Origin of the sequence: Micromonospora sp. DT228, from assembly GCF_049841595.1 — a bacterium.
Classification (GTDB): Bacteria; Actinomycetota; Actinomycetes; order Mycobacteriales; family Micromonosporaceae; genus Micromonospora.
On record NZ_JBNCKO010000021.1, the window covers coordinates 18,109 to 38,959 of the forward strand.

Below are 20,851 nucleotides of genomic sequence, written 5' to 3' on the forward strand. Positions count from 1 at the left end.
CCCTGATGTTGCTGTCACGACCCAGCGCCCACGCGCCACCCCCCGTCGATCTTGCGCTTTCTGTCGTTGATTCATCCCGATATGCCGGTGATGCGGGGACAGAAAGTGCAAGATCGCGGGGCGGGGCGCGGCGGGGTGGCTCGATCAGCTGCGGCGGAAGGCGTAGCGGCGGGCCTGGCCGGTCTGCTGGCTACGGCCACCGCCGGAGCGGTTGCCGCCACCCTGCGGTGGCCCGGCCGTCGGTGCCTTCGGTCGCCCGGCTGGCTTGGGCAGATCTCCCACCGTCGGCGCGTCGACCGCCGCCGGCACGTCGACCGGCGGGGCCGCCTCGTCCGGGACGGCCGCCGGCAGAGCCGACTTCACCAGCATCGCCGGGTCGGCCAGCGCCGCAGGCAGGGCCGGCTCGACCAGCGCCGCAGGCAGGGCCGGCTCGACCAGCGCCGCAGGCAGGGCCGGCTCGACCAGCAGCACCGGTTCGACCGCGGGGTCGAGGTCGGGGCGGGTGGGTGGGAGCGGGCCGGGACCGGCCGCCGGGTCCACGCCGAGCGGCGTCGCTCTCGGGGTACGGGACTTCTTCGGATTGCGCCTGGCAGGCATCCGGGCCTCCTTCGGTGCCGACCGGCTCGGCCGGTCCCGCGTTCCGGCGGTCGGTCGGATCGGCTGGCGACCGCCGCGTCGCGACGGTCGAACGGGAGAGGGACTGCTCACCGGGGGTCGGGCAGGGCCAGCGCCGCCGAACTGCGGGTGGGATGCGGGACGCCCAGGAGCGCACGGACCGCGACGCGGGGCGGCGGGCCGGCTCGGAGAAGGGGCGTCAGTAGCGCATGCCCGCACACTATCGGCTGGTCGTCCGTCGGCGCAGCCGATTTTCCTGGCACCATCGGCGGCATGCTTATCGCGTTCTCGGTAACCCCGCTCGGTGTCGGTGAGTCTGTTGGTGACCTGGTCGCCGAGGCGGTACGCGTGGTCCGGGACTCGGGCCTGCCCAACCGCACCGACGCCATGTTCACCACGATCGAGGGTGAGTGGGACGAGGTGATGGCTGTCGTCAAGCGGGCTGTCGACGTGGTGGCCGCGCAGGCGCCCCGGGTGAGTGTGGTGCTCAAGGCCGACATCCGCCCGGGGGTGACGGACGCGCTCACCGCGAAGGTGGCACACGTGGAGGATCACCTGGCCCGGCAGAGCTGAGGATCATTTGCCGATAACCGGCTGTCGAGACGACACGCCCACGTTCCGCCGCACCGCGATACGGTCCTAGCACGCAAGTCCGACGGCGAGAGGTGGCGGCACGAATGGCTGAGCAGGCGACGGCGCAGATCGGTGTGACCGGGTTGGCGGTGATGGGCCGGAATCTGGCCCGCAACCTGGCCCGCAACGGCTTCACGGTGGCGGTGCACAACCGGTCGCCGGAACGCACCCGCAGCCTGGTTTCCGAGCACGGTGACGAGGGCACGTTCGTGCCCGGCGAGACGATGGCCGATTTCGTGGCGTCGCTGGAGCGACCCCGTGCGGTGATCGTGATGGTCAAGGCGGGTGCGCCCACCGACGCGGTGATCGACGAGTTGGTGCCGCTGCTGGAGGAGGGCGACATCATCGTCGACTGCGGCAACGCCCACTTCGCCGACACCCGCCGTCGGGAGGAGGCGTTGCGCGCGCAGGGGCTGCACTTCAGTGGCACCGGCGTCTCCGGTGGCGAGGAGGGCGCGCTGCTCGGGCCGAGCATCATGCCCGGCGGTTCCGCCGAGTCGTACGCCAAGCTCGGTCCGATGTTCGAGAAGATCGCCGCCCAGGTCGACGGTGTGTCGTGCTGCACGCATGTCGGGCCGGACGGCGCCGGGCACTTCGTCAAGATGGTGCACAACGGCATCGAGTACGCCGACATGCAGCTCATCGCCGAGGCGTACGACCTGCTTCGGGCCGGTCTGGGCGCGAAGCCGGCCGAGATCGCGGAGATCTTCCGCGACTGGAACGGCGGCGAGTTGGAGTCGTTCCTCATCGAGATCACCGCCGATGTGCTCGCGCACACCGACGCGACGACGGGCCGGGCCTTCGTCGACATCGTGCAGGACCGGGCCGAGCAGAAGGGCACCGGCCGGTGGACCGTGCAGAGCGCCCTGGACCTGGGCATTCCGATCACCGGGATCGCCGAGGCGACCTTCGCCCGCTCGCTCTCCGGGCATGTCGACCAGCGGGAGGCGGCGCGGCGGGCGTTCCCGGACGCGGGTGAGCAGTGGCAGGTCGACGACCGGGACGCGTTCGTCGAGGACGTCCGGCGGGCGCTGCTCGCTTCCAAGATCGTGGCGTACGCGCAGGGCTTCGACCACATCCGCGCCGGCAGCCAGGAGTTCAACTGGGACATCGACCTCGGCGGCACGGCCACGATCTGGCGGGGCGGCTGCATCATCCGGGCCCGCTTCCTGGACCGGATCCGCGAGGCGTACGACGAGAAGCCGGACCTGCCGACGCTGCTGGTGGCGCCATACTTCGCCGAGGCGGTCGCCGCCGGCGTGCCGAGCTGGCGGCGGGTGGTGGCCGACGCGACCCGCGCCGGTGTGCCGACGCCGGCGTTCTCCTCGTCGTTGGCGTATTTCGACGCCCTGCGCGCCGAGCGCCTGCCCGCCGCGTTGATCCAGGGCCTGCGGGACAACTTCGGCGCGCACACCTACCAGCGGGTGGACCGCGAGGGCTCGTTCCACACCACCTGGGCCGGCGAGCGCACCGAGTCCCCGGCGTAGTCGGCGCGGCGCCCCGCGGCACCGTGATCGTGCTCGATCCATGATGTAGTGGCCTTCCGCCCGTGGGGAGGCCACTACATCCATGTCAACGCCGTTGCGTTGGTGCCGTGGCCGGCAGGTCAACACGTGCTGGATAACGGGACTCCTGGGGAGTGCAGCTAGATCAGGGCGTGTCTCGCGAGAAGTTCGCGCCGATCTTGCAGTTTCGGTTGTCCATATAGGTGACATGCCCCCTCTGTCGGGACAGAAAGTGCAAGATCGCGGAGCGTAGGCAGTCCGGACCCGGCAATCACCTCATCCTGGTGCCGAGCTTGGGGCCTTTATGGGCGCTCTGCCGCATGCCACAACGTCGTGACCGGCGACGCGGCGCGGTTGACGCGCAATGGTCCCGCCTACAGCAACGGTGTTGTCCTGGATCTCGACGTGGTTGCGTTTGGCGCTGCGGCCGGCCCGGCACGACCTCGATCACCAACCGCCCCGTCAGGCACGGTGCACGAGCCGCCCCCCTTTGCTCTGCACCCCAATAAGCACCGGTCACAGACCATAGCCGTCGCACCCGCGGGTGCAGAGCAAAGGCCCCCGACCACCCCCGGACACGCAGAGCCCGCCCCGCCGACCGGCACCCCACGCACCCCTGGCCGATCAACCTGGGTCGACGCACAAGACCACCCCGGCACACCAGCATGAAAGGCGAGACACTGCCCGTTGACGAACAACCGCTCGCCCTAACACAACGGCGTTGACGTCCTGGTTCGAGCGAGATCTTGGGGCAGGGCGGTGCGCGCCTCCCGGCCGGGGCGTCGGTCAGGTGACGGTGGCGTGCATCTCCCAGACGAGGATCTCGGCCGGTTCGTCGGCGGTGACCCGCCGGCCGCCGGTCCTGGTGAGCCGGGCCGCGTCGCCGGTGCCGAGCGGGCCGCTGCCCTCCAGGGTCACCGTGCCGTTGGGCACGTACAGGTGCACGAAGGGCGCGTCGGGGATGGTGACCTCGTCGCCGGGGGTGAGCCGGGCGGCGTGCAGGGTCGCGTACCGGTTACGGATCCGGATCGCGGACGCGCCGTCGTAGCGGTCCATTCCGGAGGCGATCGGCACCAGGCCGCCGCGGAGAAGCTCGTCGTCGATCTCCAACTGCTCGTAGCCGGGGTCGACGCCCGGTTCGTCGGGGAGCACCCACATCTGCACGAAGTGGACCGGGTCGGTGTGCGGTTCCTGGTTGTTGAGTCGCCAGGCGTCGTTCTTCTCCGAGTGCAGGATGCCGGTGCCGGCGCTCATCCGCTGGGCCAGGCCCGGATAGATCACCCCGGAGTGGCCGGTGGAGTCCTGGTGCACCAGGGAGCCGCGCAGCACCCAGGTGATGATCTCCATGTCCTGGTGCGGGTGGGTCTCGAACCCGGCCCCCGGGCGTACCACGTCGTCGTTGTTGACGAGCAGCAGACCGTGGTGGGTGTTGGCCGGGTCGTAGTGCCGGGAGAACGAGAACGAGTGCTTGGAGTCCAGCCAGGAGATCCGGGTGGCGAAGCGGTCGTCGGCGCGACGCACCTCGACCGACGGCGCGGGAGCGGTCACCAGGCCCGCCGTGCGGTGTCGGGGGTCGTGGGCGCCCAGGTCAGGGCCGGTTCGCCGGTGGCCAGCTCGGCGATCTCACCGGTGCGTAGTTGCGGCGTGTGACCGAACTCGGCGCAGTGCTGCTCGGCGATCTCGGCACAGATGTCGGCCACCTGCGCACAGATCGGCTCCCCCAGATCCGCAGCGTTCAACGCCATGATCATTTTGTACCGGAGATCCCGCACAGCCACCCCCACCGCCGTCGTCCCGCCACTCTCGGACCCTACCCGGCCCCATTTCCGCGGCACCCCAAAACAACCGACCCCGCCCCGGCCGTGCGCCCGACCCCCGGCCGGGTCGATCATGGAGTTGTGGTGGTGGACGTAAGCCGCATAAACGCCTGATTCGGCCACCACAACTCCATGATCAACCGGGGCAGGGCGGGGCGGGGGGCACGCCGGGGGTGGGATAGACGGCACCGCCCGCACCGGGGGGTGCGGGCGGCGCCGGGGACGGGCGAGGGTTGATCAGAAGAAGCGGCGCCGCTTGGCCTTCTGGGGACGCACGAGGTCCGCGCCCTTGGTGAGCAACCGGGTCATCCCGGAGGGACCACGCCGGGTCTCCAGGGTGTGGCTGAGTCGGCGGGCGCCGGCAGCCGCCAGGGGCACCGCGACCGCCATCACCGCCCACTGGGCAATGCGCTTCTGGATCATGTGGGTTCACCTCCGTCAGTGGCTTCTGACAACTGTGATACCCAGGGTGACGAGAGCGTAAGCGCGTCGGCTCAGATCACCGGGGCGACCGGGTTGGGCAGCGCCCCGCCGAAGCGTCGGTCCCGCTGCGCGTACAACTCGCACGCGTACCAGAGGTGGCGGCGGTCGAAGTCGGGCCAGAGGGTGTCCAGGAAGACCAACTCCGCGTACGCGGACTGCCAGAGCATGAAGTTGGAGATCCGTTCCTCCCCCGAGGGACGCAGGAACAGGTCCACCTCCGGGATCTCCGGGTGGTAGAGGTACTTCGCCACGGTCTTCTCGTTGACCTTGGCCGGATCCAGACGCCCGGCCGCCACGTCGCGGGCGATCGCGGCGGCCGCGTCGCCGATCTCGGCCTGCCCGCCGTAGTTGACGCAGAACTGCAGGGTCAACGTCGAGTTGTCCCGGGACATCTCCTCGGCCGTCTGCAACTCGGAGATGACGCTCTTCCACAGCCGGCCGGACCGACCTGACCAGACCACCCGGACGCCGAGGTCGACCAACTGGTCGCGGCGACGACGGATGACGTCCCGGTTGAACCCCATCAGGAACCGGACCTCGTCGGGCGAGCGCCGCCAGTTCTCGGTGGAGAACGCGTACGCCGTCAGGTACGGGATGCCCATCTCGATCGCGCCCTCGATGGTGTCGAAGAGGCTGTGCTCCCCCGCCTCGTGACCCTTGGTGCGCGCCAACCCGCGATCCTTGGCCCAGCGACCGTTGCCGTCCATCACCACCGCCACGTGCTTCGGCACCGCCTCGGTGGGCAGCGCCGGCGGCCGGGCGCCGGACGGGTGCGGTGTCGGCGGCGTCGGCTCGCGCCGGCCGGCCTTCTTCGATCGGATCACTCGGTCACTCCCTGTTCGTGCCGTCCGCCCCGGCCTCGACGTCGCCACGTGGCCGGAGCACCACGACCCCGGCGCCGTCCGGCGGCGAGGCCGTGCCGGCCGCCGAGGGACCCCGGTCGACCAGCGGCAGCGAGCGTAGCGCGCGCTCCAGGTGCCACTGCAGGTGAGCCGCGACCAGCCCACTGCACTCCCGGCGTACGCCGGAGTCGGTGGCGTCGGCGAGCACCCAGTCGCCGGTGGTCAGCGCGGACATCAGGTCGATGGTGGCCGGCGCGGGGTGGGCCGCGCCGGGTGGCCGACAGTCCGGGCAGACCGCGCCCCCGGCTGGCACGGAGAAGGCGCGGTGCCGCCCGGGGGTGCCGCAGACCGCACAGGCGATGAGCGCCGGCGCCCAGCCGGCGAGGGCCATCCCCCGCAGCAGGTACGCGTCGAGCACCAGGGTGGTGGCGTGCTCGCCCCGGGACAGCGCCTTCAGCGCGCCCACGGTGAGCTGGAACAGCCGCAGCGACGGCTCCCGCTCGACCGGGGTCAGCCGCTCGGCGGTCTCGGCGATCGCGCTGGCCGCCGTGTAACGGGGGTAATCCCCGAGGAACCGCTTGCCGAACAGCTCGATGCCCTCGACCTGGCTGACGGTGTGCAGCGAGCTGCCGGTGTTGCCCTTCGGGTCGCCGGCGAGCTGGAGGTCGACGTGGCCGAACGGCTCCAGCCGGGCGCCGAACTTGCTCGTGGTGCGGCGGATCCCCCGGGCCACCGCGCGCAGCCGGCCGTGCCGACGGGTGAGCAGGGTGATGATCCGATCGGACTCGCCGAGCTTTTGCACACGCAGCACCACCGCGTCGTCGCGGTAGAGCTGTCGGCGGTACCCGGCCATCGGGCCATTCTCCCTCGGGGTGTGAAATCAGGGTTGGTTCGGGGTGGATGCGCGGACGAACCCCGATGCGCCCGGCACGTCACCGGCCGTAGCGTGCTGGTCATGGCAACGCACCCCACCACCAGCGCCGTGCGTCGGCGCGCCACCGCGCCCGTCGCGCTGGGCCTGGCAACCGCCCTCATCCTTGTCGCCGGGTGCGACAACCTGGCCATGCGCCGGCTCGACTACGACGACACCGAGGCGGCGAAGATCACCACCATCCGGGTGCTGCCCGGTGCGGGCGACGTGATCGTCCGGGGCAACGGCACGGCCGGCGAGGCGCGGATCAAGCGGGTGGTGCGCTACCAGGGTGGCGAACCCCATGCCCGGTACGAGATCAAGGGCAGCGAGTTGGTGCTGGACACCAACTGTGGCGACAGGTGCAGCATCTCCTACGAGGTGGCCCTGCCGGAGGGCGTGGCTCTCCAGGGCGAGTCCGGCTCCGGCGACGTCGAGCTGACCCGGGTCGGCACCGTCGATCTGCGGCTGGGCTCCGGCGACGTACGGATCGTCGGCGCATCCGGCACGGTCGGGGTCGAGACGGGCTCCGGCGACATCGACGTGAGCGAGGCCAGCGGGGCGGTCCGGCTGCGCGCCGGCTCCGGGGACATCACCGCGCGCCGGCTGGGCGGGGCGGTCGACGCCGAGGCCGGGTCCGGCAATGTCAACGTCGAGCTGGACAAGCCCGCCGCGGCCCGCGCCCATGCCTCCAGCGGCGATGTCACGCTGCTGGTGCCGGCGGGCAGCTACCGGGTCCGGTCCAACACCGGCTCCGGCGACGCCCGGGTCACCGTCGCCGATGACCCGGCCGCGTCGCTGGTGCTCGACGGCTCGGCGGGCAGCGGCAACGTCACCATCAGCCAGCGGTGACGGGCCGACTTACCGCCGAGGACGCTCAGAAGCCCAACTTGCGCAACTGCTTCGGGTCGCGCTGCCAGTCCTTCGCGACCCGCACGTGCAGGTCGAGATAGACCCGGCCGCCCAGCAACTCCTCGATCTGCCGGCGGGCGTTGGTGCCGACCTCCTTGAGCCGACTCGCCTTGTGACCGAGCACGATCGCCTTCTGGCTGGGCCGTTCCACGTACAGGTCGGCGTAGATCTTCATGACCTGGCCCTCGGGGATCATCTCCTCCACCACCACGGCGATGGAGTGCGGCAGCTCGTCCCGGACCCCCTCCAGGGCGGCCTCCCGGATCAGCTCCGCGACGAGCACCTGCTCGGGATCGTCGGTCAGCATGTCGTCCGGGTAGAGCTGCGGCGACGGCGGCAGATATTTGGTCATCACGTCGACAAGGGTGTCCACCTGGTGCCCGGAGACCGCGCTCACCGGCACGATCTCGGCGAACTCCCCCATCTGGCTCACCGCGAGCAACTGCTCCGCCAGGCGGCGCTTGTCGACCAGGTCGGTCTTGGTGACCACCGCCAGCACCGTGGCCTTCAGCTCGGCCAGCTCACCCGTGATGAACCGGTCTCCGCGCCCGACCGGCTCGTCGGCCGGGATGCACAGGCCGATCACGTCGACCTCCGTCCAGGTGGACCGGACGAGGTCGTTGAGGCGTTCGCCGAGCAGCGTACGGGGGCGGTGCAGGCCCGGGGTGTCGACCAGGACCAGTTGCGACTCCGGTCGGTGCAGCACGGCCCGGATCACGTGCCGGGTGGTCTGTGGTTTGTTCGAGGTGATCGCGATCTTGGTGCCGACGATGGCGTTGGTGAGCGTCGACTTGCCCGCGTTGGGTCGGCCGACGAAGCAGCCGAACCCGGCCCGGTACGGTCGGGTCTCCGGATCCCGGACGGGACTCACTCGGTCACCGTGCCGAGGACCGTGCCGTCCGGGGCGGCCACGTGGATCGGCGCGTCCGCCGCGAGGTCACGCACGGCCAGGTGCCCGGCGCCGTCCAGGGTCGACGCCTCGGTCACCACCACCGCGGCCTCCAGCCGGCTCGCCCCGGCCGCCACGGCCGACGCGACAGCCAACTGCAGCGCGGTGAGGGTCAGCGAGGGCAGCGCGACACTTGCCGCCGCGTACGTCCGGCCGTCCTGATCCCGGACCGCGGCACCCTCCACGGCGGCGACCCGGCCACGGGCGCCCCGGGCCAGGACGACAAGCTTGGCGTCCTCGGCGCTCAGGGGTGCCGGCGCGGTGGGGGTGGGCTGGGCGGCGGGCGCGGCGGGTGTGTCAGGCATCGGCGGATTGCCTCTCGTCGTCTCGGTAGTTGTCCGTGTCGTCCCCGGAGCCGGCGTGCTCGCCGCGCCCCGCGGTGTCCTGCTCATGGCCCGGCTCCACCCTGTTGACCAGGACGGTGTCGATCCGGTTGCGCCGGCCGGTGGTGCCCTCGGCGAGCAGCCGGAGCCCGGCGACCTCGACCTCCGCGCCGGGGATCGGCACTCGCCCCAGCGACTGGGCCAGCAGGCCACCGACCGTCTCCACCTCGTCGGTGGGCAGCTCGGTGTCGAACATCTCGCCCAGGGTCTCCACCGGGAGGCGGGCGGTCACCCGCACCGAGGAGTCCGTCAGACGTTCGACGGGCGGGCGCTCGACATCGTACTCGTCGGTGATTTCACCGACGATCTCCTCCAGGATGTCCTCGATGGTGACCAGACCGCCGGTGCCGCCGTACTCGTCGACGACGATGACCAGGTGGTTGCGGGCCGCCTGCATCTCCGACAGCAGGTCGTCGACCGGCTTGGACTCCGGCACGAAGGTCGCCGGGCGCATCAGCTCGGCCACCGGCAACTGCTCGGCCGCCGGGTCCCCACCACGGGAGCGCCGGATCAGGTCCTTGAGGTAGAGCACACCGAGCACGTCGTCGACGCTCTCGCCGATCACCGGGATGCGGGAGAAACCGGAGCGCAGGAAGAGCACCAACGCCTGCGCGAGCGTCTTGCCCTCCTCGATCCACACCATCTCGGTACGCGGCACCATCACCTCACGGGCGATGGTGTCACCGAGCGCGAAGACCGAGTGGATCATCTGACGTTCGCCGTGCTCGACCACGCCGCGCTGCTCGGCCAGGTCGACAAGCTCACGCAACTCGACCTGGCTGGCGAACGGCCCCTCCCGGAAACCGCGCCCCGGCGTGACCGCGTTGCCGATCAGGATCAGCAACGAGGCGAGCGGGTTGAGCGCCCGGCCCAGCCAGCGGACCAGCGGGGCCACGGCACGACCCACGGCGTACGCGTGCTGTCGGCCGATGGTGCGCGGAGCGACGCCGACGACCACGAAGCTGACCACGGTCATCGCGCCGGCGGTCACCAACGCGGCCCGCCAGCCGGCGCCGAAGCTGTCCACCGCGACGAGCGCCACCAGGGTGGTGGCGGTCAGCTCGGCGAGCAGCCGCAACAGCAGGAGCAGGTTGAGGTGCCGGACGACGTCGCCGGCCACGGCCTGGAGGGTACGGGCGCCCCGCACACCGTCGCGGGCCAGCTCGGCGGCCCGCGCCGGTGAGACCGCGGCGAGCGCCGCCTCGGTCATCGCGATCAGGCCGGCCAGCACCACCAGGCCGGCCGCGAAGACGATCAGCTGGAAGTCGGGAAGGCCGGCGGTGGCGCCGGCCGCCAGTAACGGAGGAGTGGACATCACTGGGTGCGGGTCGACCGCCAGCTGGACAGCAGGCGGGCCTGGAGGGCGAACATCTCCCGCTCCTCCTCCGGCTCGGCGTGGTCGTAGCCGAGCAGGTGCAGCACCCCGTGCACGGTGAGCAGGTGCAGCTCGTCGGCCGGGGCGTGCCCGGCGGTCGCCGCCTGCTTGGCCGCGACCTCGGGGCAGAGCACGATGTCACCGAGCAGGGCGGGCTCGCCACCGGCCGGCGCGGACTCCCCCGGGCCGTGGTCGACGCTGCCCTCGTCCATGGGGAAGGCGAGCACGTCGGTCGGACCGTCGCCACCCATCCAGCGGTGGTTCAGCTCGGTCATGTAGTCGATGTCGACCAGCAGCACGGACAGCTCGGCGAGGGGGTTGACCCCCATCTCGTCGAGGGCGTGCCGGGCGACGGCGAGCACGGCGTCGGTGTCAACCTCGACACCGGACTCGTTGGCGATCTCGATGGACAACTGCTTTCCTCTGCTTTAGCGGCGGCGGCCGGCCCGGCCGCCCTGGGCGGGTCGCCCGGGCACGGCGTGGACGCCCTGCGCCTGCTGGTTCTCCCGCTCGGCGTCCCAGCGGGCGTACGCGTCGACGATCTCCCCCACCAGCCGGTGGCGGACCACGTCGGAGCTGGACAACTGGGAGAAGTGCACGTCGTCGACGTTTTCCAGGATCTCCCGGACGACCCGCAGGCCGCTGCTGGTCCCGCCGGGAAGGTCCACCTGGGTGATGTCACCGGTGACGACGATCTTGGAGTTGAAGCCGAGCCGGGTGAGGAACATCTTCATCTGCTCGGGCGTCGTGTTCTGGGCCTCGTCCAGGATGATGAACGCGTCGGAGAGCGTCCTGCCCCGCATGTAGGCCAGCGGGGCGACCTCGATCGTCCCCTGGGCCATCAGCTTGGGGATCGTCTCCGGGTCGAGCATCTCGTGCAGCGCGTCGTAGAGCGGGCGCAGGTAGGGGTCGATCTTGTCGTTGAGCGTGCCGGGCAGGAAGCCCAGTCGCTCACCCGCCTCCACCGCCGGCCGGGTCAGGATGATCCGGTTGACCTGCTTGGCCTGCAACGCCTGGACGGCCTTCGCCATCGCCAGGTAGGTCTTGCCGGTGCCGGCCGGGCCGATGCCGAAGACGATGGTGTGGGTGTCGATCGCGTCGACGTAACGCTTCTGCCCGAGCGTCTTGGGGCGGATGGTGCGCCCGCGACGGGAGAGGATGTTGAGCGTCAGGACCTCGGCGGGCCGCTCGGCACTGCCCTGCTCGAGCATGCCGACGGTACGCCGGACGGCGTCAGTGGTCAGGGTCTCGCCTTTCTCGATGAGTTCGAGCAGCTCGCTGAAGACTCGCTCGGCGAGGGCGTTGTCCGCGGGGTCACCGGTGATGGTGATCTCGTTGCCGCGGACGTGCACGTCACTGCTGACCGAGCGTTCGACGAGTCGGAGGATCTCGTCGCCTGCGCCGAGCAGATTGACCATGATCTTCGAGTCGGGCACGGTGATCCTGGTCTGCACCCGGGGCGGGCCGGGAGGTGGGGTGCCGGTCATAAGTTGGGCCGAAGGGCCCTGCGCACCTGCTCTCGATCTCGGCGCCGGCCCTGCTGGCACGGCGTGCGGACGTTACACCCATCGTATCTGTTCAACGTGGGCGGCATCGCGCCCATTTCCGCTGGCCGCGATCAACTCCCGGCGCGGAAGTCGTACCTGTCGAAGGTCTCCTGATGACGGGTGAACCGGTACGTCGCCCAGTGCATCCGGACCACCGCGCCGGCCCCGTCCCGGGTCAGCCGCAGCAGCTCACCGGTCTCCCGACCGGAGACCGTGCGGAACACGTCCGGCCGGTCCGGCAACGGGGTGAAGATCGCCGGCGGACGTCCGGCCGGGTCGCCGGCACCCTGCGCCCGCAGGGTGCCGTCGTGCCAGGAGAAGACGTACTCGGAGCCCTCACCCCACCAGCGGCCGAGCGCACCCCGCAGGGCCGCCGGAGCGGGTGCGCCGGGTCGCCAGGGCTCGATCTCGGCCGGGTCGTGCTCGACGGCCGCCGCGAGCAGCAGGTGCGGCAGGTCGAACACCTCGGTCGCCGTGCCGGACGAGCCGAGCACCGCGGCACCCATCGCGCCGGCCGTGCCGTCGCCTCCTCGCCGGCCGTAGACGGCGGCGAGGAAACCGGGCATCGCCCCGATGTGCCCCACGTGCACCACCCGTTCCCCCTGCGGGACGAGGATCAGCCCGAGCCCGAATCCCTCGCCCCAGAGGGTCTCGTCGGTGGTGGTCACCGGCCAGCGCATCTCGTCGAGCGTGGTGGCGGCGAGGACCGCGCCGGCCGGATCCAGCGCGGCCGGGTCGGCGAGGAACGCCGCCCAGCGGGCCATGTCGGTAGCGGTGCTCCAGAGCTGGGCGGCCGGGCCGACCGCGCCGAAGTCGGTGGGCGGCTCGGGGTGTGCCTCGTCGGAGTACGCGTCGACCAGGAAGCCGGTGGCCGCCGTCGGCCGAGGGGTCACGCTGGTGTCGGCCAGCCCCAGCGGTGTCAGGACACGATCGGTGAGCGACCGCGCCCAACTCTCGCCGCGCAGCCGGGCGACCAGGTGACCGAGCACGGCCAGGCCGAGATTGGAGTAGTGGAACCGCCGGGCCGTCGGCAGCACCCGCTCGGCCCGGTCCAGCTCGGCCACCAACCGGTCGGCGTCCGGCGCGCGCAGGGTGTCCCAGACGTCACCGAACGGCTCGCGTTGCAGGCCGGCGGTGTGCGACAACAACCGGCGGACGGTCAGCTCGCCGTGCGCGGGCAGGTCCAGGTGCCGGCCCACCGGGTCGTCCAGGTCCAGCAGCCCGTCGTCGCGGCACTGCAGGACCAGCACCGCGGTGAAGGTCTTGGTGACCGAGCCGATCCGGAACTGGGTGCCCGGCCCCAACGGGCTGTCGGTGCCGGTCGCGCCTACGGCGCAGCTGAAGAGCGGCCGGTCGGCCCGGTGCAGCGCCGCCGACACCGCCGGCACCCGAGCGTCGGCCTGCACCCTGCGGACCAGCCGGCCCAGGCGCTCGTCCATCCGCGCGTCGACCCCGGAACCCGCGGTCACGCCGCCGCTCCACTTCGCCGCCCGCCGGCACGCGGCTCCACGCCAAGCCCGCCGCTCACGCCAGGTTCCGGGCGAGCATCGGGCCGAGCGGCGCGCCACCGAGCAGGTGCGCGTGCACGTGGAAAACCTCCTGCCCGCCGTACGCGCCGGTGTTGAACATCAGCCGGAAACCGTCGCCGAGCAGGCCCTCGTCCTCGGCCACGGCGGCGGAGGTGGCCAGCACGTCGGCGGCCAGCGCCGGGTCGCCCTGGGCGAGCGTGGCGACGTCGGCGTAGTGCTCCTTCGGAATGACCAGGACGTGCACCGGCGCCTTCGGGTCGATGTCACGGAAGGCGAGCGTGGTGTCGGTCTCCCGGACCACGGTGGCCGGGATCTCCCCGGCGACGATGCGGCAGAACAGGCAGTCGGATCCCATCGGGGCAGTCTAGGGACTGACGGGCCGGGGGCGCTCCGGCGCAGCAGGGGCCGCCGGCCGTTCGCGGGGATGGGGCGGCTGAGGCAGGATGGCCGCCATGACGGATCGAGCGGTACTCGTGACCGGGGCCTCGCGCGGCATCGGCCGGGCGGTGGCGACGGCGTTCGCGGCAGGTGGTGACCGGGTGGCGATCCACCACCGCGACTCCGCCGACGCGGCCGAGGAGCTGCGGGCGCAGCTTCCCGGCGCCGGGCACGTGGTGGTCCGCGCCGACCTCACCGACCCGGACGCGGTACGGGCCATGGTCGACCGGGCCGCCGAGCTGCTCGGCGGGCTGGACGTGCTCGTCAACAACGCCGGGACGTACGGCGACCGCGACGATCCGCACCCGGTCTTCGGCGCCTCCTACGAGCAGTGGCAGCAGCGCTGGCAGCAGGTGCTGGCGACGAACCTGACCGGTGCCGGCAACGTCACCTGGTGCGCTGCCCAGCACATGCGCGAGCGGGGCGGCCGGATCGTCAACGTCTCGTCCCGGGGCGCGTTCCGCGGCGAGCCGGACCAGCCGGCGTACGGCGCCAGCAAGGCGGGGCTGAACGCGCTGGGTCAGTCCCTGGCGGTGGCGCTCGCGCCGTACGGCATCACCGTCGCCACTGTCGCGCCGGGCTTCGTGGCGACGGACATGACCACCGAGTACCTGCACGGCGAGCGGGGCGCGGCGATCCGGGCGCAGAGCCCGTTCGACCGGGTGGGTCAGCCGGAGGAGATCGCCGCCGCCGTGCACTGGCTCGCCTCGCCGCAGGCCGAGTGGGCCTCCGGCACGATCGTCGACCTCAACGGCGCCTCCTACCTGCGTAGCTGACGGCGGAACAGCCGCCCACATCACCCGGCCAGGGGGGTGGGTTGCGGCACGAGGCGGGTAAGTCTCACCGACATGGCCGACACCGCGCCGCTGGACCTCACCGCCGACTATCAGGTGGCCGATGGCCACGACGACGACCCCGTCCTGCTGCGCCCGGACGGCACCCCCGTGGAGACGTGGCGGGAGGACTACCCGTACGACGAACGGATGGACCGCGACGAGTACGACCGCGACAAGCGACTGCTCCAGATCGAGCTGCTCAAGCTCCAGGACTGGATCAAGGAGTCCGGCGAGCGCCTGGTGATCATCTTCGAGGGGCGGGACGCGGCCGGTAAGGGCGGCACCATCAAGCGGTTCATGGAGCACCTCAACCCGCGCGGCGCGTCCGTGGTGGCGCTGGCGAAGCCGGACGAGCGGGAAGCTGGTCAGTGGTACTTCCAGCGGTGGCTGGCGCACCTGCCGGCGGCCGGTGAGATCGTGCTGTTCGACAGGTCCTGGTACAACCGGGCCGGCGTCGAGCGGGTGATGGGCTTCTGCTCCCGCAAGGAGTATCTGGAGTTTCTGCGGCAGGCCCCGGAGCTGGAGCGGATGCTCGTGCGCTCGGGCATCCGGTTGGTGAAGTTCTGGTTCTCGGTGTCGCAGAACGAGCAGCGCACCCGGTTCGCGATCCGCCAGGTGGACCCGGTCCGGCAGTGGAAGCTGTCCCCGATGGACATCGCCTCGCTCGACCGGTGGGACGAGTACACGGAGGCGAAGGAGGCGATGTTCTTCTGGACCGACACGGCCGACGCGCCGTGGACGGTGGTGAAGAGCAACGACAAGAAACGGGCCCGTGTCGAGGCGATGCGGCACGTGCTGCACCGCTTCGACTACACCGGCAAGGACCCCGAGGTGGTCGGCACACCCGATCCGCAGATCATCGGGCCGGCCGGGCTGGACCTACGTCCGGAGGAAGAGGTCGTGCCGGTGTTTCCCCGCCCCTGAGCGGATCGCCGGCCGATCACCAGCGGCCGAGGACGTACAGCCGTTCTCCATGCGCTACGTGCGCACTCGGGCGACGCTGGCACTGCTCCGGACGGAACGCGCCGGCTCCAAGCGAGGCGCCCGCCCCCAATCGGGGACGGGCGCGGGCCCATGTCTAGCGGCGGTTACGACCGCTCGGCCACCTGGCCGACGAACGCGACCCACGCGGCCGGAGGGAAGGTCAGCGCCGGACCCGACCGGTCCTTCGAGTCGCGCACCGCGACGACGCCCGGAAGGTTGTCGGCAACCTCGACGCAGTCGCCGCCGTTGGAACTGCTGCGGGTGCTCTTGCGCCACAGGGCGCCGGTCAGATCAGCCATGACCTTGCCTCTAGGTAGTCGATGGTTTGGCGGCGTGAGAGAGCCACCGAGCGCAGCGTATCCCAGGTGGCCCAAAGGGCGGCGGTGTCGTTGGTCAGCCTTCCCGCAGCCTGGTCGTCGAGGTACGCGACATCGCCGTGTTCGGTTGTGGCGATGACGAACGGTCCCGCCTGCCCGGGATGGAGGCCCGCGTCCAGCGGCAGCACGTGAAGGAGCACATTCGGTCGCTGGGCCATCTTTACCAGGTGGTCTAGCTGCGGGTTCATGATCTCGGGGTCGCCACGACGAAGGGCGAATTCGTCAATCACCGCGACGAAGAGCGGGGGCCTGCGTCGGTCGAGAACCGCCTTTTGCCTGCGCAGCCGTGTCGCGACGTAGTCCGCGACCTCGTCCGGGTCGAGCACCCCGCTGGCTAGTACCGCCGCGGCGTATTCGGGGGTTTGCAACAAGCCGGGGATGACCGCCACCTGGAAGGCGCGCAGGGCGGACGCCTGAAGCTCGGTCTCCACCCACGGGCGTAGCCATGGCGGTTCCCGCCGTTTCAAGACGTCCGGCCAAATGTCCTCAGTCTCGCGGCCGAGCGCAGCGGCTGCGGCTGCACGGTGGCGCGGGTGTGGGACTCGGCCGGGGTTGACCCAGCGCGCCACCGTCTTCGGGTCTACGCCTACCTGCTCGGCAAGGCTTTCTACTGTCTCACCCGTATCGGCCAGCGCAGCTCGTAGCGCCTGATTCATACCCACCTCCGAGCGAACGTCTTCAACGTCTACAGAACGTATAGCTACGTGGTGTAGCCGTCCAGCTTCAATGGGCAAGGTGCTCTCTAGACGGCGCGGCCGGTAGGACCCCGAGACCCGGCGGGCGCGTTCGTGCGGGGCCGTCTCCTGGTGGGCGAGCACACGCGGGGGCGGCCCTTTCCCAAAACGACGATCAGTGGGAGCACCCATGCCGAACAAGCCACCCGAACCGCAGCCCGCCCCGCCGACCGATCCGGCGACGCAACCGCCGGTCCCGTGGCCGCCGGGAACCGTCGTTCCGATCTGGCCGGTCAGCCTCAGCAACCGTGCCCCTGATCGCGGCTGGTTGGTGGTCGCATGACGCTGCCCCTGCGGAAGGTCCAGACGGGCGACGTCTTGCGCCTCACCTGCGCCGCGAGTGTGCAGTTCATGCGGCCGATCCTCGTCCGCGTGATCCGGCCGTTGGACTGGCCGACCTATGACGGGTGGTTGTGGATTGACGCGTACGAGTTGGGGGCGCGCGGAGACGCGGTCGCGCGTCGCACACTGTTCGTCATGACCGCCGGCCTGGTCTGGCAGGACCCGCCGACTCAGCCCGGCCGGAAGACCGCACGCCGTCCGGTCGTCCGCAACCCAATAGGGGTCGCCTGATGCGCGGCGAGCCTGAGCACAAGCCGTTACGCCCGTCGTGGCGTTGCCCAAACTGCGGAATTCTCTGGCCCTGCTCGGCCGCGAAGCTGCGCCTCCTTGGCGAGTTCCGCCAGGATCGACCGGGCCTGCTGGTGCACATGGCGAAGGTTCAGGAGGAGGCGACCGCGGACCTGGCAAAGCTCAACCCGAACGCCACACTGCCGGACCTGACCCCGCGTTTCGTCGGCTGGGCCGAACGCCGCTAGCCCTCTCCACCGGCTACTACACGGCCCCTGACCGAGCACGCGTCGGGGTCACCAGCGGCCGAGGCGGGTGGCGAGCACGCTGAGCGCCGCCACGCCGGCGGTCGAGGTGCGCAGCACGGCTGGACCGAGCCGGACGACGCGCCCGCCCGCCTCCCGAAACGCCGTCAGCTCGGCCGCGGCGATGCCACCCTCCGGCCCGACGACCAGGACGATCTCACCGCCCGGCGGCAGCTCGGCGGTGCTGAGCCGCTCCTCGGCCTCCTCGTGCAGCACGAAGGCGGCGGCAGCGCCGGCGATCCGACGGGCGACGGTGGCGGTGGACTCGTCCGGCGCGCCGGCCACCACTGGCAGCCAGGGCCGGCGGGCCTGCTTGGCGGCCTCCCGGGCGGTGGCCACCCACTTTTCCCGGGCGCGTACGCCCCGGTCGCCACGCCACTGGGTGACCGAGCGGGACGCCGCCCAGGGCACGATCTCGTCGACCCCGACCTCGGTCATCGCCTGCACCGCCAGCTCACCCCGGTCGCCCTTGGCGATGCCCTGCACCACGGCGATCCGGGGGACCGACGCGTCCGCGTACCCCCGGGAGGTGATGGTGACCTCCAGGCTGCCCCGGCCGACGGCGGTGACCACGGCGGCGGCCGTGCCACCCCGGCCGTCGGCGAGCAGCAACTCCTCGCCGACGCGCAGCCGCTGCACGGTGGCGGCGTGGTGCCCCTCCGGGCCGTCCAGGGTCAACGCGTCACCGGTGGGCAGCGCCTCGACCAGGAACAGCGGCGCGGACACCTCAGGCGTGCCCGTTGAACGCGTCGCGCATCCGGGAGAAGAAGCCGCCCTGCTTGGATAACTCGGCGACCTCCTCGCCACGGGTCTTGGCGAAGTCGCGCAGCATCTTCTCCTGGTCGGGGTCGAGCTTGGTCGGCGTGCGCACGTCCAGGTGCACGTAGAGGTCGCCCCGGCCGGTGCCGCGCAGGTGTGGCACGCCCCGGGCGCGCAGTCGCAGCGTGCTGGCCGGTTGGGTGCCGGCCTTGACGTCGACCGTCTCCTCGCTGTCCAGGGTCTTGATGGTGAGTCGGGTGCCCAGCGCCGCTGCGGTCATCGGCACGGTGACCCGACAGTGCAGGTCGTCGCCCTTGCGGGAGTAGACGTCGTGCGGCCGCTCGTGGATCTCCACGTAGAGGTCACCGGCGGTGCCGCCACCCGGGCCGACCTCGCCCTGCTGGGCCAGCCGGATCCGCATGCCGTCCTCGACGCCGGCCGGGATCTTGACGGTCAGCGAGCGGCGGGTGCGTACCCGGCCGTCGCCGGCGCAGGTGGGGCAGGGGTGCGGGATCGTCGTGCCGTAGCCCTGGCACACGGTGCACGGCCGGGCGGAGACCACCTGGCCGAGGAAGGTGCGCTGCACCGACTGCACCTCGCCGCGACCAGCACACGCCTCGCAGGTCGCCAGGTGGGTGCCGGCGGCCGTGCCGGCGCCGGAGCAGGTGGTGCAGAGCACTGCGGTGTCGACGGTGATCGGGGCCTCGACGCCGAAGGCGGTCTCGTGCAGGTCGAGTTCGAGGCGCAGGATCGCGTCGGCGCCCGGCCGGGTCCGTGGACGGGGGCCGCGCGCCCCACCGGCCGCGCCGCCGAAGAACGCGTCCATGATGTCCTGGAAACCGACGAACGGGCCGGCGCCACCGGGGCCACCCGGGCCGCCGGCGCCACCGCCGCCCGGGGCGAGCGGGTCGCCACCCAGGTCGACGATCTGCCGCTTGCGGTCGTCCGAGAGGACCTCGTACGCGGCGTTGATGTCCTTGAACTTCTCCTGAGCCTCCGGGTCCGGATTGACGTCCGGGTGGAACTGGCGCGCCAGCTTGCGGTAGGCGCGCTTGATCTCGTCATCGGAGGCTTCCCGGCTCACACCGAGGATGCCGTAGTAGTCCCTGGCCACTGCGTTCCGTGTCCTCATGTTCGTCTCGCGTTGCGCCGATCCGGCGGCAAACAGCCGGCCGTCGGCCCTGACTGGTCAGTTCTGGGCCAGCAACTCGCCCACGTAGCGTGCCACGGCGCGCACCGTGGCGATATTGCCGGGGTAGTCCATCCGGGTGGGCCCCAGCACCCCCAGGCCGCCGACGATCGTGGCGCCCGGGCCGTACCCGGTGCTGACCACCGAGGCGGCGCGCAGGTTGTCGAACTCGTTCTCGTCGCCGATCAGCACCCGGGTCGTGCTCGGCTCGGTCTCACCGATGAGCTTGAGGAGCACGACCTCCTCCTCCAGCGCCTCCAGGATCGGCCGTAGCGAACCCTGGAAGTCGAGCAGGCCGCCCCGGGTGAGGTTCGCGGTGCCGGCCAGGGCGATGCGTTCCTCGTGCCGCTCGACAAGCGTCTCCAGCAGCACCGTGGAGAGCGTGGTCATCGCCGGACGCAGCTCGGACGGCACCTCCTCGACGAGCGCCTGCACCAACGGTGGCGTGTCGGACAGCCGCGCGCCGGCGAGCTTCTCGTTTACCAGCCGGCGCAGGTCGGTGACGTTGTCGGCGGGCACCGGCCCGGGCAGCTCCACCAGCCGCTGCTCCACCCGCCCGGTGTCGGCGATCATGACGAGCATCAGCCGGGTGGTGGAGATCGGCACCAGTTCCAGGTGCCGAACCGAGGAGCGGGCCAGGCTCGGGTACTGCACGACGGCCACCTGCCGGGTGAGCTGGGCGAGCAGTCGCACCGTGCGGTGCACCACGTCGTCGAGGTCGACCGCGCCGACCAGGAAGCGCTCGATGGCCCGACGTTCGGCCGGGCTGAGGGGCTTGACCCGGGACAACCTGTCGACGAAGAGCCGGTAGCCGCGGTCGGTGGGCACCCGGCCGGCACTCGTGTGCGGCTGCCGGATGTAGCCCTCCTCCTCCAGCACGGCCATGTCGTTGCGGACCGTGGCCGGGGAGACCCCGAGCTGGTGCCGCTCGACAAGCGCCTTGCTGCCGACCGGCTCCTGGGTGGAGACGTAGTCCTCGACGATCGCGCGGAGCACGGCGAGTTTTCGGTCGTCGAGACCCATCCTCCGCACCTCCTGTCGCACGTCGGCCGCCGGTGCCGTGGGCCCGGCCGGGCCGTCCTGGCACTCGACTGTAACGAGTGCCAGTCTACGTCGGCGTACCCGCCGGCGCGATGATCAACGGTCGCCCACTGGTGCG

24 protein-coding genes are annotated in these 20,851 nt (G+C 71.4%); 6 read left to right on the plus strand and 18 right to left on the minus strand.

Annotated features, from left to right (window positions below):
- Positions 1-144: 144 nt before the first annotated feature.
- Positions 145-597 carry a hypothetical protein gene (locus ACLQ29_RS30545; RefSeq protein WP_425774854.1) on the minus strand — a complete coding sequence of 151 codons (453 nt, stop codon included), beginning with the start codon at positions 595-597 and terminating at the stop codon, positions 145-147.
- Between the two features lie 291 nt (positions 598-888).
- Here ACLQ29_RS30545 and ACLQ29_RS30550 point away from each other — a divergent pair, with 291 nt between their 5' ends.
- Entirely contained in the window at positions 889-1,188 is a 300-nt protein-coding gene (locus ACLQ29_RS30550; RefSeq protein WP_425774855.1) for an MTH1187 family thiamine-binding protein, read from the plus strand.
- A 104-nt stretch (positions 1,189-1,292) separates the two neighbouring features.
- Entirely contained in the window at positions 1,293-2,735 is a 1,443-nt protein-coding gene (gndA, locus tag ACLQ29_RS30555; RefSeq protein ID WP_425774856.1) for an NADP-dependent phosphogluconate dehydrogenase, read from the plus strand.
- 804 nt (positions 2,736-3,539) lie between these two features.
- On the opposite strand, the gene ACLQ29_RS30560 is transcribed toward gndA, so the two are convergent.
- The 5 genes from ACLQ29_RS30560 to recO all read right to left on the minus strand — a co-directional run bounded on the left by ACLQ29_RS30560 (position 3,540) and on the right by recO (position 6,748).
- Positions 3,540-4,301, minus strand: a complete 762-nt coding sequence (locus tag ACLQ29_RS30560) for a pirin family protein (RefSeq protein ID WP_425774857.1) — start codon at positions 4,299-4,301, stop codon at positions 3,540-3,542.
- Positions 4,298-4,498: a thioredoxin reductase gene (locus tag ACLQ29_RS30565; RefSeq protein ID WP_393375495.1), complete on the minus strand. Its 201-nt coding sequence runs from the start codon at positions 4,496-4,498 to the stop codon at positions 4,298-4,300. The genes ACLQ29_RS30560 and ACLQ29_RS30565 overlap by 4 nt, the downstream gene beginning before the upstream one ends.
- Before the next feature lie 309 nt (positions 4,499-4,807).
- Positions 4,808-4,993: a hypothetical protein gene (locus ACLQ29_RS30570; protein WP_393375498.1), complete on the minus strand. Its 186-nt coding sequence runs from the start codon at positions 4,991-4,993 to the stop codon at positions 4,808-4,810.
- Between the two features lie 71 nt (positions 4,994-5,064).
- Entirely contained in the window at positions 5,065-5,877 is an 813-nt protein-coding gene (locus ACLQ29_RS30575; protein ID WP_393375500.1) for an isoprenyl transferase, read from the minus strand.
- A gap of 4 nt (positions 5,878-5,881) precedes the next feature.
- Positions 5,882-6,748 (minus strand): DNA repair protein RecO, encoded by an 867-nt coding sequence (gene recO / locus ACLQ29_RS30580; protein WP_425774858.1) that lies wholly within the window; start codon positions 6,746-6,748, stop codon positions 5,882-5,884.
- A gap of 102 nt (positions 6,749-6,850) precedes the next feature.
- On the opposite strand from recO, the gene ACLQ29_RS30585 reads away from it, so the two are divergent.
- Entirely contained in the window at positions 6,851-7,657 is an 807-nt protein-coding gene (locus ACLQ29_RS30585) for a DUF4097 family beta strand repeat-containing protein (RefSeq protein WP_425774859.1), read from the plus strand.
- 25 nt (positions 7,658-7,682) lie between these two features.
- Here the strand turns inward: ACLQ29_RS30585 and era are convergent, their stop codons facing one another.
- The 7 genes from era to ACLQ29_RS30620 all read right to left on the minus strand — a co-directional run bounded on the left by era (position 7,683) and on the right by ACLQ29_RS30620 (position 13,855).
- Positions 7,683-8,588, minus strand: coding sequence for a GTPase Era (gene era / locus ACLQ29_RS30590; RefSeq protein WP_425774860.1), 906 nt, complete (start codon positions 8,586-8,588; stop codon positions 7,683-7,685).
- On the minus strand, positions 8,585-8,971 hold the full coding sequence (locus ACLQ29_RS30595; protein WP_425774861.1) for a cytidine deaminase: 387 nt from the start codon (positions 8,969-8,971) through the stop codon (positions 8,585-8,587). Before ACLQ29_RS30595 ends, era begins: the two co-directional genes overlap by 4 nt.
- Entirely contained in the window at positions 8,964-10,388 is a 1,425-nt protein-coding gene (locus ACLQ29_RS30600) for a hemolysin family protein (protein WP_425774915.1), read from the minus strand. The genes ACLQ29_RS30595 and ACLQ29_RS30600 overlap by 8 nt, the downstream gene beginning before the upstream one ends.
- The gene (ybeY, locus tag ACLQ29_RS30605; RefSeq protein ID WP_425774862.1) at positions 10,364-10,837 is read right to left on the minus strand and encodes an rRNA maturation RNase YbeY; all 474 of its coding nucleotides are present in this window, start codon (positions 10,835-10,837) and stop codon (positions 10,364-10,366) included. Before ybeY ends, ACLQ29_RS30600 begins: the two co-directional genes overlap by 25 nt.
- A 15-nt stretch (positions 10,838-10,852) precedes the next feature.
- The gene (locus ACLQ29_RS30610; protein ID WP_425774863.1) at positions 10,853-11,911 is read right to left on the minus strand and encodes a PhoH family protein; all 1,059 of its coding nucleotides are present in this window, start codon (positions 11,909-11,911) and stop codon (positions 10,853-10,855) included.
- A gap of 131 nt (positions 11,912-12,042) precedes the next feature.
- Positions 12,043-13,410: a serine hydrolase domain-containing protein gene (locus tag ACLQ29_RS30615; protein ID WP_425774916.1), complete on the minus strand. Its 1,368-nt coding sequence runs from the start codon at positions 13,408-13,410 to the stop codon at positions 12,043-12,045.
- Positions 13,411-13,495: 85 nt separating this feature from the next.
- On the minus strand, positions 13,496-13,855 hold the full coding sequence (locus ACLQ29_RS30620) for a histidine triad nucleotide-binding protein (RefSeq protein ID WP_124774517.1): 360 nt from the start codon (positions 13,853-13,855) through the stop codon (positions 13,496-13,498).
- Between the two features lie 97 nt (positions 13,856-13,952).
- On the opposite strand from ACLQ29_RS30620, the gene ACLQ29_RS30625 reads away from it, so the two are divergent.
- Complete coding sequence (locus tag ACLQ29_RS30625; protein WP_425774864.1) at positions 13,953-14,714, plus strand: SDR family NAD(P)-dependent oxidoreductase; 762 nt, start codon at positions 13,953-13,955, stop codon at positions 14,712-14,714.
- A gap of 72 nt (positions 14,715-14,786) precedes the next feature.
- Positions 14,787-15,698 (plus strand): polyphosphate kinase 2, encoded by a 912-nt coding sequence (gene ppk2 / locus ACLQ29_RS30630; protein ID WP_425774865.1) that lies wholly within the window; start codon positions 14,787-14,789, stop codon positions 15,696-15,698.
- A gap of 164 nt (positions 15,699-15,862) precedes the next feature.
- On the opposite strand, the gene ACLQ29_RS30635 is transcribed toward ppk2, so the two are convergent.
- Positions 15,863-16,057 carry a DUF397 domain-containing protein gene (locus ACLQ29_RS30635; RefSeq protein ID WP_124820430.1) on the minus strand — a complete coding sequence of 65 codons (195 nt, stop codon included), beginning with the start codon at positions 16,055-16,057 and terminating at the stop codon, positions 15,863-15,865.
- Entirely contained in the window at positions 16,045-16,791 is a 747-nt protein-coding gene (locus ACLQ29_RS30640; RefSeq protein ID WP_425774866.1) for a DUF5753 domain-containing protein, read from the minus strand. Before ACLQ29_RS30640 ends, ACLQ29_RS30635 begins: the two co-directional genes overlap by 13 nt.
- A 357-nt stretch (positions 16,792-17,148) precedes the next feature.
- Between ACLQ29_RS30640 and ACLQ29_RS30645 the strand changes: the two genes are divergently transcribed.
- Positions 17,149-17,442, plus strand: coding sequence for a hypothetical protein (locus ACLQ29_RS30645; RefSeq protein WP_425774867.1), 294 nt, complete (start codon positions 17,149-17,151; stop codon positions 17,440-17,442).
- Between the two features lie 293 nt (positions 17,443-17,735).
- Here the strand turns inward: ACLQ29_RS30645 and ACLQ29_RS30650 are convergent, their stop codons facing one another.
- From ACLQ29_RS30650 to hrcA, 3 genes are all read right to left on the minus strand, one after another.
- Entirely contained in the window at positions 17,736-18,470 is a 735-nt protein-coding gene (locus ACLQ29_RS30650; protein ID WP_425774868.1) for a 16S rRNA (uracil(1498)-N(3))-methyltransferase, read from the minus strand.
- A gap of 1 nt (position 18,471) precedes the next feature.
- Positions 18,472-19,617 (minus strand): molecular chaperone DnaJ, encoded by a 1,146-nt coding sequence (gene dnaJ, locus ACLQ29_RS30655; RefSeq protein ID WP_172862226.1) that lies wholly within the window; start codon positions 19,615-19,617, stop codon positions 18,472-18,474.
- A 75-nt stretch (positions 19,618-19,692) separates the two neighbouring features.
- Positions 19,693-20,715, minus strand: a complete 1,023-nt coding sequence (gene hrcA / locus ACLQ29_RS30660; protein WP_393375535.1) for a heat-inducible transcriptional repressor HrcA — start codon at positions 20,713-20,715, stop codon at positions 19,693-19,695.
- Between the last annotated feature and the right edge of the window lie 136 nt (positions 20,716-20,851).